The 15,123-nt window shown below is 41.3% G+C and carries 12 protein-coding genes; 1 reads left to right on the top strand and 11 read right to left on the bottom strand.

The features are described 5' to 3' along the window. Positions 1–942: 942 nt before the first annotated feature. Positions 943–1,941, bottom strand: a complete 999-nt coding sequence (ccpA, locus tag I2483_RS16345) for a catabolite control protein A (RefSeq protein WP_186669993.1) — start codon at positions 1,939–1,941, stop codon at positions 943–945. Positions 1,942–2,019: 78 nt separating this feature from the next. Further along, positions 2,020–3,105: a bifunctional 3-deoxy-7-phosphoheptulonate synthase/chorismate mutase gene (locus I2483_RS16340; RefSeq protein WP_207149480.1), complete on the bottom strand. Its 1,086-nt coding sequence runs from the start codon at positions 3,103–3,105 to the stop codon at positions 2,020–2,022. Between the two features lie 288 nt (positions 3,106–3,393). On the opposite strand from I2483_RS16340, the gene I2483_RS16335 reads away from it, so the two are divergent. Continuing rightward, positions 3,394–5,406, top strand: a complete 2,013-nt coding sequence (locus I2483_RS16335) for a cell division protein FtsA (RefSeq protein WP_255550487.1) — start codon at positions 3,394–3,396, stop codon at positions 5,404–5,406. Positions 5,407–5,459: 53 nt separating this feature from the next. Here the strand turns inward: I2483_RS16335 and I2483_RS16330 are convergent, their stop codons facing one another. From I2483_RS16330 to I2483_RS16290, 9 genes are all read right to left on the bottom strand, one after another. After that, entirely contained in the window at positions 5,460–6,176 is a 717-nt protein-coding gene (locus tag I2483_RS16330; RefSeq protein ID WP_207278160.1) for a YtxH domain-containing protein, read from the bottom strand. A 56-nt stretch (positions 6,177–6,232) separates the two neighbouring features. Next, complete coding sequence (locus I2483_RS16325) at positions 6,233–6,727, bottom strand: DUF948 domain-containing protein (RefSeq protein WP_207278159.1); 495 nt, start codon at positions 6,725–6,727, stop codon at positions 6,233–6,235. A 248-nt stretch (positions 6,728–6,975) separates the two neighbouring features. Next, positions 6,976–8,289, bottom strand: coding sequence for a UDP-N-acetylmuramate--L-alanine ligase (gene murC, locus I2483_RS16320; RefSeq protein WP_207278158.1), 1,314 nt, complete (start codon positions 8,287–8,289; stop codon positions 6,976–6,978). Between the two features lie 110 nt (positions 8,290–8,399). Beyond that, on the bottom strand, positions 8,400–11,009 hold the full coding sequence (locus tag I2483_RS16315; protein WP_207278157.1) for a DNA translocase FtsK: 2,610 nt from the start codon (positions 11,007–11,009) through the stop codon (positions 8,400–8,402). A 94-nt stretch (positions 11,010–11,103) separates the two neighbouring features. Next, entirely contained in the window at positions 11,104–11,709 is a 606-nt protein-coding gene (gene ytpR / locus I2483_RS16310) for a YtpR family tRNA-binding protein (RefSeq protein WP_207278156.1), read from the bottom strand. Next, positions 11,706–12,524, bottom strand: a complete 819-nt coding sequence (locus I2483_RS16305) for a DUF1444 domain-containing protein (RefSeq protein WP_207278155.1) — start codon at positions 12,522–12,524, stop codon at positions 11,706–11,708. Before I2483_RS16305 ends, ytpR begins: the two co-directional genes overlap by 4 nt. 195 nt (positions 12,525–12,719) lie before the next feature. After that, the gene (locus I2483_RS16300) at positions 12,720–13,235 is read right to left on the bottom strand and encodes a hypothetical protein (RefSeq protein WP_207278154.1); all 516 of its coding nucleotides are present in this window, start codon (positions 13,233–13,235) and stop codon (positions 12,720–12,722) included. 99 nt (positions 13,236–13,334) lie between these two features. Next, positions 13,335–13,856 (bottom strand): DUF84 family protein, encoded by a 522-nt coding sequence (locus I2483_RS16295; RefSeq protein ID WP_207278153.1) that lies wholly within the window; start codon positions 13,854–13,856, stop codon positions 13,335–13,337. Positions 13,857–13,930: 74 nt separating this feature from the next. Next, positions 13,931–15,004, bottom strand: coding sequence for a M42 family metallopeptidase (locus I2483_RS16290; RefSeq protein WP_207278152.1), 1,074 nt, complete (start codon positions 15,002–15,004; stop codon positions 13,931–13,933). Positions 15,005–15,123: the final 119 nt, after the last annotated feature.

Here is a 15,123-nt window from a genome sequence, read left to right as displayed (position 1 = left end):
GTGTGGCTAGAAGTGACTCCGTCACTTCTAGCCACACTTTTTTCAGTAATCCTGTTGCGAATAGTTGCCTGTCGCGTACCTATACTATTCAAGTGAATAATGCAGTTGCTTTGAAAGAAAAGAATAGATGACATTCTTTAGTGAGAGTAAGCGCCCGAAGATACAATTTCGGGCACCCTTGCACATTGTATAATGCGTTCCTTGCTTACTCCTAGCAAAGAGTATGCATGTAATCATGTGATGCGTACTAGATAGTGACACTTCTTTAATAAAAAAAGAGAAAACCATAGAGAAAGTTTCAGCCGCCAAAATTGCATCTTTGACGGCTTTTCTCTAGTTAAGAAGCCAGCTATTCTTTCGTCCAAAAAAGCTCCAAATGGACTACGTGTACTTATGCATTTGGAGAACGACGGATGAAGGACTACCATACGATTACCGAATAGAATGCGTATGGATGCGACTTTGTCGCATCCATACATCCCGGTAATCGTAATAGAGGTTATTCAATCCAAAGCAATCCAAATGCAACTAGACACGTAACCCCCAGTGTGTTATCAAGTTATTTGCTGGTTACTTTTGATTATTCAACAGACGTGACAAATAGCAATATTATTCCTAAAAAAGAGCAATCCCCTTCAACCGGATAACCGATTGATAGGATTGCTCTTTTTTCAAATGAAAAGAAAGTATTCATTTTTTAACTTATAATAGTGTCTAGCTCCAGGCGCTCGGGTCATAAGCAATCCATCTATGTGGCAAAGGGCGCCACGTCGCTGGATTGACTTATGCCTGCCGCGTCTAAACGGCGCCTTCCGCTTTTCTTATTGTCTAGCTACAGGCGCCAGCCGCTCGGGTCATAAGCAATCCAGCTATGTGGCAAAGGGCACCACGTCGCTGGATTGACTTATGCCTGCCGCGTCTAAACGGCGCCTTCCGCTTTTCTTATTTCATAGAATTACGGTCTTCAAGTCGGAAAGGTAGAATGACTTGTTGTTCTTCAACCTCTTCCCCGTTCATCAACTTCGTCAACAAACGCATTGACACTGCGCCTAAATCATAAAGCGGAACGACAATCGAAGTAAGTTGCGGTCTTACTACCCTTGCCAATATGGAATGTTCAAAACAGATGAGTTCGTAATCTTCAGGTACAGATAATCCGCCATCCCGAATTGCATTTAACAGACCGACAGCAATCGCATCGCTTCCTGCAATAACGGCAGTTGGTTGCCCCTGCAATCCACGAATTTGTTTCCAACCTTCATATGCACCATCGTACGTATCTTCCATTTCAATGACGAACTGCTCATCAACTGGTATATCCGCATCCTGGAGGGCTCTCATATAACCCGCTTTTTTACCGATACGGTTGATATCTCTTGTAAATGGCCCCGAAACAAAAACGATTTTCGTATGACCATTTTGAATTAATTTATTGACCGCTACATAAGCAGCTTCTTCATAATCAATATTCACCGTTGCTAACTGTTTTTCCACATCCAATGTTCCAGCCAAAACGATTGGTACATTCGCTGTCGACATTTCGGCACGCACTTCATCAGAGATTGAATCACTCATAAAAATAAGCCCGTCCACCTGTTTACCAAGATGGTCTTCTATCAATTCTACTTCTCGATCCGTGCTCTCATCGGAATTCGACAGAATCATATTGTATTCGTACATCGTTGCAACGTCCGCTATTCCACGGGAAAGCTCAGAGTAGAAACTTTTCGAGATATCAGGAACGATGACTCCGATTGTTGTCGTCTTCTTACTAGCGAGACCCCTTGCAACAGCATTTGGTCTATAGCCAAGTCGTTCAATGCAGTCGAGAACTTTCTTTCTCGTTGCAGGTTTTACATTTTGATTGCCGTTAACGACACGGGAGACCGTTGCCATTGAAACATTGGCCTCCCTGGCTACGTCGTAAATCGTTATAGCCATTAAAATCCCTCCTTCTATATATATTCATTATACCCTATGTAATCAAAACGCCGGAACCATTATAGGCCCGGCGTCTACTCATGAGATTGTTGTATGTGTGTTCATGAATTGGTTAATGGCTTCATAAAATTCATCAAATTGTTGCAGATCCATCTGTTGTGCAGAATCGGATAATGCAACAGCTGGATCAGGGTGCACTTCAGCCATTACGCCATCTGCACCAACTGCTATCGCAGCTTTCGCTGTAGGCAGTAACAAATCTTTTCTGCCTGTAGAGTGAGTTACGTCAACGAAGACCGGAAGATGCGTCTCCTGCTTCAAGATTGGAACGGCAGAGATATCTAATGTGTTGCGAGTTGCCCGTTCATATGTACGGATACCACGTTCACAAAGGATGATCTGGCTATTACCTTTAGAAAGTATATATTCAGCTGCATGAATGAATTCATCGATTGTCGCTGCAAGTCCACGTTTTAGAAGAACTGGTTTATTGATCATTCCAGCTTCTTTCAGCAATTCAAAGTTTTGCATGTTACGTGCACCGATTTGAACAACGTCGATATACTCAAGCGCTTCTTCAAGATGTGATGGCGTAATGATCTCCGTAACAACTGAAAGACCCGTTTCATCAGCAACACGTTTAAGAATTTTCAACCCTTCAAGGCCAAGACCTTGGAAATCATACGGCGATGTACGTGGTTTGTAAGCTCCGCCTCTTATCATCGTTAACCCTTTTGCTTTGATGGACAATGCAACAGCTAAAACCTGCTCATACGATTCGACTGCACATGGACCATAAATGAATGACGGAGTTCCGTCCCCAATTTTATGGCCATTAATGTCCACAATTGTATCTTCGGCTTTTCTCTTACGGGATACAAGCAAAGCATTGCGTTGATCGTCTTCTTGTATTTCAAGTGCAGACATGAATATTCCTTTAAAAATTTGTTCAAGAACGCCGTTAGGTAACGGACCATTGTTAGATTCTTTTAGGAAATTAAGCATTTCACGTTCGCGAATCGGATCATACCGATTAACACCCTGCTTCTCTTTTACTTTACCAATTTCTTGGACTACAGTTGTTCTTTCGTTAATAAGATCCAAAACTTTAACATTCAGCTCGTTTACACGGCCGCGCAATCCATCTAAATCATTTTGTCTCATCTGTCCGTCTCCTCCCCGTATATATAATTCTCTTTCAGTAGAGAAGAATATATGTTACATTTTTGATAATAGACCTAAGTATAAAGAAGACTATTTGAAAAGTCACGTTATTTCTACTAATTCTTTTTTATATTGGACATTTATCGACAGAAAGGATGAATAATTCTGGCTACTACACTATTTGCACTCGACATCGGGACGCGTTCGGTCGTTGGAATCATCCTGATTGAAGACAACGGTATTTTTCACGTTGCTGATCTTGTTTCGATTGAACATAAAGAACGTTCAATGATTGACGGACAAATACATAATATTTTAAGTGTTGCAAGCGTTATTTCAGAAATCAAAGAAATACTCGAGGAAAAGCATGGTCCCTTGAAACGAGTCAGCGTTGCTGCCGCGGGACGTGCTCTAAAAACATCAGAAGGTTCAATGGCTATCGACATTTCAGAAAGGTCCCTCATTTCTGTTGAAGACGTCAATCATTTAGAACTTGCAGCAGTCCAACATGCCCAGCAAAAACTGCTGTCATCCGATACAGTTACAAAAGACGATTATTATTATTGTGTTGGTTATTCCGTTCTTTACTACAAACTTGAAGGTGATGAAATAGGCAGTTTAATAGATCAGGCGGGACGATCTGCTTCTGTTGACGTCATCGCGACATTCCTTCCTCGAGTCGTTGTCGAATCACTTCTTTCGGCGCTCAAACGTGCAGGACTCGAAATGGAAGCCCTGACACTGGAACCGATTGCAGCTATCAATGTTCTAATCCCACCATCCATGCGACGCCTAAACGTCGCGCTTGTCGATATAGGTGCAGGGACATCGGATATAGCTATTACCGATAACAACACCGTTGTGGCTTACGGCATGGTACCACTTGCAGGTGATGAAATTACGGAAGCACTCAGCAACCATTATCTCCTTGATTTCCCACTTGCTGAAACTGCCAAAAGAAGTATTACAACAGAAGATACTATTGTCATGACGGACATTCTAGGCTTTGAAGAAAATGTAGCTTCAAGGGATGTAACCGCTATTATTAAACCTGCTGTAGACCGACTGGCAAAGTCGATTTCAGATGAAATCAAGCGCTTGAACAATGGAGTTCCCCCTAAAGCGGTCATGGTTGTTGGTGGTGGAAGTTTAACTCCCGGGCTGACAAAAGAAATTAGTGTATGCTTAGGACTGCCTGAAAACAGGGTAGGTATTCGGGGATTGGATGCTCTCACGGGAGTTACATTAGAACCTGGAATTACTTCATCACCAGAACTCGTCACACCAATCGGTATCGCTATCGCAGCAAGAAGAGCACCGATTCACTATATGTCCGTATCCGTAAATGACAAGGTCCTGCGCCTATTCGAATTAAAAGAAATGACTGTTAGCGATGCACTTCTTGCCGCAAATATTAAAGCCCGCCAACTATACGGCATGCCTGGACTTGGAATGACTATAACAGTAAATGACAAGGATATCATTATACCCGGCGAACATGGTACACCCTCAACAATCCTATTGAATGGGGTAAAAGCGAGCACAAAAGACTACATTAAAAACGGGGATACTATCGACTTACTTCCCGGCAGTGATGGAACTAACGCAATCGCAACTGTACATGACCTTGTCGAGGATATGATGGCCATCAGTGCCGCCATGGATGGAGTTGCCGTGCAATTGGAACCCCTTATTCACATTAATGGAATTCTCAAAAGCATCCATACATCCATCCAAGACCGTGATAAAATTACAGTTACACATACCAGAACAGTCGCAGCAGCGTTTGAAAAAACACATCGGAATGTCCATTTAATTGACAATACTTACACAGTATCCATCAATCAAAAAAAGGTCACCTTGAAAAAAAAGAACATCGAGTTCTTCATTATGGGGACTGCGGTGCAGCCAACGCATGTAATCAAAGATGGAGACCGGATTACAACTAAAAAACCGCCCAGCCCTACCATAGATGAAGTTATAGCTGAGATGGGTAAAAAGGCGTTCGATATACTAACTGTACTATTTAACAATGAAGCCGTCACAATTCGAAAACCACGGCTTACTTTTACACTGAACGGTCATGATACGGAAGTATCTGCCGTTATTAAGCCTGGTGACTGCCTCAATTTTGTACCACTAAGTGAAAGCCCTATTACTTTTGGCGACATCTTCGCATTTACAGATTATAGTTTGCCCGAAAACCAATCAGGTAATTATAGATTACTTCGAAACGGGACAGCAATCGGATTCAACGATGCTATTTTCGGCGGCGATAGACTTAAAATTAGTTTTACTTAAAAAAAGTCCATCTACTCGAATTTGAGTAGATGGACTTTTAACATATCATTTTTTCACTTCTCAAGAATGTCTGACACGTAGTTTTGATTCGTTATTTTATCCTTACCAAGGTTCTCACCGTTACCGTAAGAGACATCACTATTGCCAGTTGTAGCTTCCTCAGCATTATTAGTTTTTCCCACAACTGCCGATTTTAATGCTTCTGCAGTAGCTGTCATACTTTCTTCTCCAGCTTCAATAGCATTTTCAATTTTGGATTTTGCTGTATCAACGAAATCAATAGACTCTTCACCTTCTGAAGATGCTGTTCCATCATCCATCGGCATAGATGTTTTCGATTTCATAGATTTCACTTTATCAACAAGTTGTCCAGATTGTTCTTGGATTGTTTTCGATAATTCACCCGTTTTCTCTTTTGCGACCGAAGTTAACTCTGTTGCTTTTTCCTTCGCAACAGAACTGATTTCAATACTCTTATCCTTCAGTTGAGTTGCCTGAGTCGTAAGATTCCCTCGCATTTCACTACCCGTTTTTGGTGCCAAGAATAGTGCTGCAGCTGCTCCAATAACTCCTCCGACAAGTGCACCCATTAAGAAACTTCCCGCTCCTGAACCTTCATTTTCATCATAGAAAGAATCTGTATAGTCTTTGTTATAATCATAATTTGCCGGTAGGTATGATGGTTGACCATACGCATTTTCATAACCTTGGCCACCTTGATTGTATTGTGGGTCATTATTAGTTGATTTCACTTTTTTTTCTTCACTCATATCCGATTCCTCCTATTTTTTCAAACTATATATATATATTGAAATTTGGATCCTATTTATAAGCCTTTATTCGGGCTAGGCAATCTCTTTTGGCCTGGTACTGGCTTGTAAGCAGTCCACCCTTTCGTGCTTGTCCCACCCGTCTTCCGTTCCTTTACTTTGCCCATAATGTCGATAACCACATTGCTCCATTGAATGATTTGCGCTATCTTGTCACTATTTCGTTCTGCTTCTGTTGCGATATTGCTGGAAACCCTTCGAACAGAGGAATTGAGTACTGTGACAGACTCCCCGACGCCTTTCACTGCATCGACAACAGTGTTCAATTTTTCGGCTTTCTGCTGAATGTCTTCGGCAAGTTGATTTGTTTTATGAAGAAGTTCTGTTGTTTCCGTTGTTACCCCTTCAAGTTGAGTCGTCAGCCCCTCCATTGTTCCAGATACACTTTGTAATGTTTTCTTCAATGAAGATAGGGTCTTCGCCAAACTAATGCATAAAATCAAAAATGCGATTGCAGCGACAATTGCCGCTATGTACAGTAAATTTACCACGGTACAGCCTCCTTCAAATACTCATATAATATTGTCTACCCTTTTCAAGAGTAAAATAAACGTTATTCCTCTTATTACCTCTTCGACACTAAACCTCAATTCCCTTCACAAAGTTAGAAAACATTTCATTTTTTCGTGATTTTTTAATTCCCAAATCAAAAAACAGCTAACTCTGGATCAAGTTTCAATTTTCCCAATCCAGGGTCAAGCTGTTTTTTTAATTGCAACAGTGAAAAAACAGTGTGCCGTTAAACTGTTTCTTCTCTATCAAGATAAGACTTGAATGAGCTCATGTATTTCTGAACATCCCCTGCACCCATGAAAAGGTAGACTGCGTTTCCATGAGATTCAAGTGATTTATTATCATCAAGATCAAGATGTTTTGCACCAGGAATTTTATCAACCAGGTCATTAATGGTTAAATTACCTACCTTTTCGCGTGCAGACCCGAATATATCGCATAAATAGATATGGTCGGCAGTTGAAAGACTTTCTGCAAATTCATCTAAAAGAGCAGCGGTCCGCGTAAATGTATGCGGTTGGAATATCGCAACAATTTCACGTTCAGGATATTTCTGTTGCGCTGATTGTAATGTTGCCTGAATTTCAGTAGGGTGATGGGCATAATCATCCACAATAATTCGATCCGCTATTTCCATTACTGTGAACCTTCTTTTAACACCATGAAAAGTGGACAGTCTCTCTTGGATAGTGGATGCTATTACTCCTTCATAATGACAAAGTACAATCACACCTAAGGAATTCAAGATTGCATGATCCCCAGCCAGCGGTATTGTAAATTTATGATAAAATTCGTTCCTTACAAAAACATCGAAGGTCGAACCTTCCACAGTTTTAATGATGTTTTTCGCAGCAAAATCATTCGATTCTTCAAATCCATAATAGAGTACTGGAACGTTAGCCTGAATCTTTTGCAAGTGTCTATCATCACCGCAGGCAATTAGGGCTTTCTTCACTCGGAGTGCCATTTCACCAAATGCGTCCATTACATCTGCTAGATCCTTAAAATAATCAGGATGATCAAAATCGATATTCGTCATAATCGCATAGTCGGGTTCGTATGCCAGGAAGTGTCGTTTATATTCGCAAGCTTCGAATACGAAGTACTCGCTATCTGCCGGACCACTTCCCGTGCCATCTCCAATTAAATATGAAGTTGGTGAATGTCCAGATAACACATGAGCAAGCAAGCCAGTAGTCGACGTTTTACCGTGTGAGCCTGTAACTCCGACAGATATGAATTTCTCCATATACTTTCCTAAAAAGTCATGATATCGAATAATTTCGAGGCCAAGTTCCTTAGCCCTTATAAGTTCAGGATGACTGTCAGGAAAAGCATTTCCTGCAATAATTGTCATGCCTGATTTAATATTGTTTTCATCAAATTTCAAGACAGTTATTTTTCTTTCGTGGAGCGGATCTTCTGTGAAGAACCATTTCTCCACGTCTGAACCTTGTACTTCATTCTCAGAATCGTGAAGTATTTGGGCGAGGGAACTCATTCCAGCGCCCTTAATGCCAGTAAAATGGAACAACGTCATAATGCAACCTCCCGGGATCATTTCTGTTCCCCTTAATAAATATCATTAATTTTTTCTCGCTACATTTGTTATTTAAGCATTTAAATTTACATTTCGCATTGCTAGGCTAGTTAGTACTCCATACGATCTGTAAGTCGATCGAGATCACTTTCCGTCAAAAAGACATCTCGCGCCTTACTCCCTCGCGGCCCTGAGATGAATCCACTCTTTTCCATCCGGTCCATTAGTTTGGCGGCCCGATTGTATCCGATACTGAAATTACGTTGTAACAGAGACGTTGATGCACTGCCTGTTTCATGGATAAAGAGACATGCCTCTTCAAAAAGTGGATCAGCTCCTTCTTCTTCGATACTGCTTGCAAGAAGGTCTTCTTGGCCAAATAAATAATCAGGTGTTGCCTCATTCCGAACGTGTTCTATTATACGCTCTATTTCCTCATCCGTGACAAATGTACCTTGCAGTCGGACACCAGAAGATTGTCCATTTCCAATGTAAAGCATGTCACCTTTGCCTAGTAACCTTTCTGCTCCAGGGGAATCGATTATTGTTCTAGAATCGATTTGTGATGAAACCGAAAATGCGATTCGTGTTGGGATATTCGCTTTGATTGTACCTGTAATAACATCGACAGAAGGACGCTGTGTCGCGATGATCAAGTGAATACCGCAAGCACGTGCTTTTTGTGCAATTCGACTAATTGATACTTCGACATCTGCCGGCGCCATCATCATTAAATCGGCAAGTTCATCAATGACAATTAGAAGATAAGGCATCTTCAAAGAGAATCGACGACTTTCTACAACCGCTTTATTGTAACGCTCGATATCTCTCACACCTGCATGTGCAAGCAACTCGTAACGTCTTTCCATTTCCGCCACTGCCCACTTTAATGCAGCAGTTGCAGCTTTGACGTCTGTAATCACAGGACTGATTAGATGTGGTATGCCGTTGAATGGTGCAAGTTCAACCATTTTAGGGTCAATCAGCATCATTTTCAAATCGGTTGGTGCAGCTTTGTAAAGCAAGCTGACCAAAATTGAGTTAATGCAGACGGATTTACCCGAACCCGTAGCCCCAGCAATCATACCGTGTGGCATCTTGCGAAGATCTAAGGTTACTGGTGTTCCAGTCAGGCTTAATCCAAGCACAGCTTCAAGCGGGGACGTAGAAGCCCTGAACTGCTCCGTTGCAATAACTTCGGATATCCGAACAGGTCTCGTCTTACGATTTGGAATTTCAATTCCAATTGAACTTCTACCAGGAATGGGTGCTTGGATACGAATATCTTCGGCGGCCAGTGCCAATTTCAAGTCATCTGTTAAATTACGTACTTTACTCACTTTAGTTCCTACTCCGACAGTCAGTTCAAAACGAGTGACTGTCGGACCTTGCATCGCTTCAATAACGGTAGCTTTAACCGCGAAGTGCGACAATGCTTCCTCAAGCTTTTCAGATTGAGATTCCAGCCACTCTGTATCTTCGATTTGCGATTCAGGTGGAATTAGATAATCCAGTGATGGGAAAGCGTAATAGGGTTCTTCCTCTTCTTCTAAGGTTTCACCAACTATTTCTTTCGACTCTACGAAAACTTCTTCTCGAGCGTCGACCAAAGGTTTCGGACTTATCGGCTCAGAAATACTAACTTTTGTGTTATCAATTGGTACTAGCGGGCTCGAAGACACTACTGCTTTAAGTTTCTCTTTATCGGACTTTAACATCAATACATTGAATGGAACAGTCCGTTCTTTTCTTGTTTCTTGAATTTGTTCTTCTACCAATTCAGGTATCGCAGGAGAAGGCTCATCATCTGCTTCTGCCTCAGGTAACACATCCTCAGTATGTTCCACATCATCCAAAATAATTCCCTTAAAGTCCTCTTCAACCTCTAATGATTCGATTGTAGAGATTTCATCCTCAGAAGGCTCTAAAGCTTCCGGCACGACCACCGACTCTTCGTCCTCAATTACTGTTGATTCGATTTCGTAGACTTCAACTTTTGGAGGTTCTATCTCACTAGAAATGACTTCACTGCTGTCATTTTCAACTACAAAGTCCTCATTCAAAATTGATATGCTAATCGTTTTTTCGTTTTCATAAGGAACTTCATCCGGTTGTGTCAGCTGTTGTTCTGTTACAACTTCCTTATCTTTCCGTGGTTGTAACATTACTTCTTCTACTTTCGAAGTTGTCATTGCTTCTCTTCTTGGATTAATAAAGCCATGAACAGGTGAAGGTACTTCGGTCGGTGTAAATGGTTTACTGGAACGTTTTTGTACCGACACATTCACTTTCGGCGGAAGTTCCTCCTGAAGTGCCTTTTTTGTGGAGGAGAAAGAACTTTTTTTCCCCTTCCCTTCTACGCCATATTTTTGTAATGATTCAGCCCTGAAGATATTGACTGTTCTGTTGTCACTTGGCCATTTAACATTTTCGGAAAGTGGTTTCGTTTCATAATTATCGAACACTTCTTCATTTTTGGTTGTTTTTTTTGGAGTATCAACTTCAGTAACAGGTTCATCGTCCCAACCATAAATTTCTGCATCTGAGATAATTGGAAAGCGAAATGATGTACTGTTCTTTGTTACATTTTTATTTAATGATTCGTCAATTTCATTTTCTGTTTCTTCGTATTCTAGCTCCACTTTATTGTTGTCTTCATCCGGTCCAAATAACCGGCCTACTATTGTTTTAAACCAACTCAAGACTATCACTCTTTTCATGTCAATCACTCTATTTTAACAGTACTGACACGACAAAATCAAATCAATTTATAAAATCAAAAGAACGTACCATGCCGGTACGTTCTTTGTGCTCTTATTTATTGAAAGTTTCGCCAGTAACAGCGTTGTTGTCTAGTACTAAAATCCCTTTTTCTTCGGGTGCGTCAGGCAAACCAAGTTCTTTAGCCGAGCAAATCATTCCAGCCGATGGAACTCCACGCAATTCTGCATCACGTATGATCATTCCAGATGGCATAACAGCTCCGACTTTCGCAACAACAACCTTCTGCCCCGCATCCACGTTCGGTGCACCACAGACAATTTGGACTTCTTCACTGCCAACATCTACTGTACAAACACTTAACTTATCAGCATTCGGATGCTTTTCTTTTGTCAAAATATGCCCTACAACAAACTTAGGTGTGAAATCTACGTCCAGTTTAATTTCTACGCCATTCTTCAGAAGTGCGTCTTGCAATTGACTTGCCACAGCCTCAGTCAACTCAACTTCCCCGACCGCTTCATTTTCCACGTAAGATGATGCGTTAAATAGATTAAATGCAGCTAATTCTCCAGTAGCCTCGTCATGGATTAACGTAACATCCCCTAGTGACTTCGTTGCAATAGCTTCCGGACGTGTAAGTGCAAGCTGCACAAGCAACACATCTCCAACACCATTTAAGTTATAAAATATATTCATTTTTTCTTTCCTTCCCTTCTTGCCAAACGATTTTTAGCCATGATGAAGATTGGTTCAAGTTTTCCATCTTCATAGATGAATGACAAAGATGTAACCGGTACCGTGCCAGTAGTAAAGAAGTGCATAGCCATTTGCGCCAGTACATCGTACCCTGTATCGTTCCGGATATCACCTATAATTAGTACATCTTGGTGTGGGACAGAAACAGTCATATGACCTTCAATTTTCGCTTCCATCTCTTTTAGAAATGCACTGTTCAATATTCTGCTGGCATCATAGCCGTCATTATTATTGATAAAGTAATAGATATTACCCGAGACTTCATCCTTCTTCATCGCAGTCGGTAATGCTCTTACTCGGAATAATGCAGACTCTGTTATCTCCGCTTCAGTCATGTGAAGGGACTCCAACATACTTTCATCAATTAACCGATAGGTCGTTCCAAGGTCAAGTGCATAATAGATACATGTTTCAGCCGTATGTTCTTTCATAAGAAAACGATGTCCTACTGCAGATTCTTTCGGAAATGATGAAGACCTGATTACAGGATATATAATCGTACTATCAGAGAAACCTATCAATTGTTCTTTTTCCATTGCTTTAAACGTCTCACCAATTGTATAAACTATTTCTTTTATGGCTGCCTCTTTTTTCTGCTCGTATTTCACAAGAATTTCAGGAAGCGAAATATCCATCCCTTTTTTTAGAACCGAATGCTCTAGACGAACCTTATCCGTTTTTCGGTCAAACCGCCAATTGAAATGTTCAGATGGAAGATGCTCTTTTAATAGTTCAACAAGCTGTGCAGAATTCATCTATTTATTTCCTCCACTCATATAAATTACGTAAGGCGCCATTTAGCCCTGAAAAGCGCTGAAAGACTTGAAGATAAAGGCGTTCAGCGCTTTTATCAACAAGTCTGAAGCGACTCAAGGGGGTGGCGCCTGAAGCCTAGACACTATTTCGTGTCGAAAAAATTATAACTTTTAACCTTTTCCAGAAAAGCGCTTCTACTTTTGATTAATAGAACGCACGATTTCCATCATTCTTGCGAGGTTTTCTTCGATGTTTCCTTTTTTCGTCATTGTCGTCATTTTTGATCCACCAACACTCGTAATTAGCTCAACATCATCATTGCCACTTTTGACTACCGCCGCAAAACCGAATGTGCCTTCATCCGTAAATGTTGCTTGCTCGACAATTTCTTTACTTTTATCAGTAAGAAGCAAATCATAAAATAGTTTACTGTCACTTGTTTCATTGGGATTGACAAAAAGGATGAATGTTTCTTCATTTTTTGTAAAGACGATATTTTGTGCATCTGACTTATCATTCATCTTAAAGCCGGCAGGTAGATATAGTTTAATGCCGTCAATTTCTTCTGTTTGATTTTTTTCGTTCGAATGGAATGCTTCTCTAGCCGCATCGACTCCTGAGGTTGCTTTTTCGTCTAGCGATTTTCCACATGCTACAAGCGCCAATACAGATATCGTCATCAGGAATATGAATTTCCATTTTCGGAACATTCGATTTCCCCCAATCATTAATTTAAACACTAGTTATCATTTTAATGTTGTTACGGGGTAGTTGCAACCAATACACGTTGCTACCAAGCACGTCGAGATTTACTGAGATTGCAGATGGTATTTATATTGTCCTATCAAGAGCTGTAAAATATGTACGAATAACTCATCACGTTTCACCGCGTTCGCAGTCAACATACCGATAGTCCCTTCTTTCATCCGGATACCACTCGATTTGAAATAAGTATCAACAACTGGTCCCAGTTCTTTCCCCGCCATCAACTCATCTGCAATTTCATTCGGTAATGGAATCTGTGCGCCCCCCGCCGTGAACCTTGTCCCGTCAGGCAGCGTCAACGCACCCCAGTTACATAGAAACATTTGTCCCTCAAGAATTCGGACGCCGCCCTCTAGTCCGATTCCGATTGCACCCGCTTTCGATCCTGCTGCTCGTAATGCACGATTAATAGCACCAAGCCTAGTTTCATCATCACCAAAAGGCTGGCCTGAAACACCTGACCCTACTTCGGTCTCAACAAGAAGTGCCTGCGGAAAATGAATTGTCAAAACCTCCTTGACTGCTTTCACTTTTGCGGGATTCGTAGATCCTATCATAAATTCCATTCTTATTCTCCTCCATTCTTCCAAATAGAAAACCGTCCTCTACGCCATTTAACAGCGTAAGGACGGATTTCAGATTATACGTTTCCTTTAATCGTTTCTACTGTTGTCTTATCACACGCCTTAACAAGTTTCACAAGAAGCTCTTTCGCTGCTGCGTAGTCATCCGTGTGGATGATAGATCCCGATGTATGAATGTATCGTGAACAAATACCAATGACCGCACTAGGAACGCCTTCATTCGACGTATGGACCCGTCCTGCATCCGTCCCCCCCTGCGAGATGAAGTACTGATAAGGAATATTATGTGTTTCTGCCATATCAAGGATAAATTCGCGCATACCGCGGTGGGTTATCATCGAACGGTCAAAAATACGGAGTAATGTCCCTTTCCCAAGTTGACCGAATTCATTTTTGTCTCCTGTTGCATCATTTGCTGGACTTGCATCAAGCGCAAAGAATAAATCCGGATTGATCATCGTTGCAGCTGCCGCAGCACCACGAAGTCCGACTTCCTCCAGAACATTTGCCCCGGAGTACAAGTTATTCGGCAATTTTTCGCCATGCACTTCTTTTAATAATTCGATTGCAAGTCCGCAGCCGTAGCGATTATCCCAAGCTTTAGCAAGTATTTTTTTGTCATTCGCCATTGGAGTGAACGGGCTAACTGGAACAATTTGCTGACCCGGACGAATGCCGATTTTCTTCGCATCTTCTTTATCGTCTGCACCAATATCGATAAGCATGTTTTTTATATCCATTGGTTTATTGCGCACTCCATCACTTAGTAGATGTGGTGGAATCGAGCCAATGACACCGATAATTGGACCGCTATCCGTAATAATTTCAACGCGCTGCGCTAGCAGTACTTGGCTCCACCATCCGCCAAGTGGTTGGAAACGAATCATTCCGTTATCCGTAATTTGACTAACCATAAATCCAACTTCATCCATATGACCAGCAACCATTATCCGTGGGCCATCTTCAGGCCCTTTTCTAACGCCAAAAATACCACCGAGGTTATCTTGGATCAATTCATCAGAGTACTTTCCAAGTTCTTCACGCATATATCTACGTACCGCGTGTTCATTACCCGGCGCACCCGGAAGTTCTGTCAACGTCCTAAACATTTCAAGTGTATCTTTTTGCATTAAATAGTTCCTCCCACTTTTTATGTATGTACCTACTGTAATTAGTGTAGTCGATTATTCAGAAACTTTCCATCATTTAATTCGGATTACGAATTATCATTTCAATAGACTAGCTTCGC

The organism is Sporosarcina sp. E16_3, from assembly GCF_017347125.1.
Classification (GTDB): Bacteria; Bacillota; Bacilli; order Bacillales_A; family Planococcaceae; genus Sporosarcina.
The sequence above is the reverse complement of the archived record's forward strand: the minus strand, read 5'-3'. Positions and strand labels throughout refer to the sequence as shown.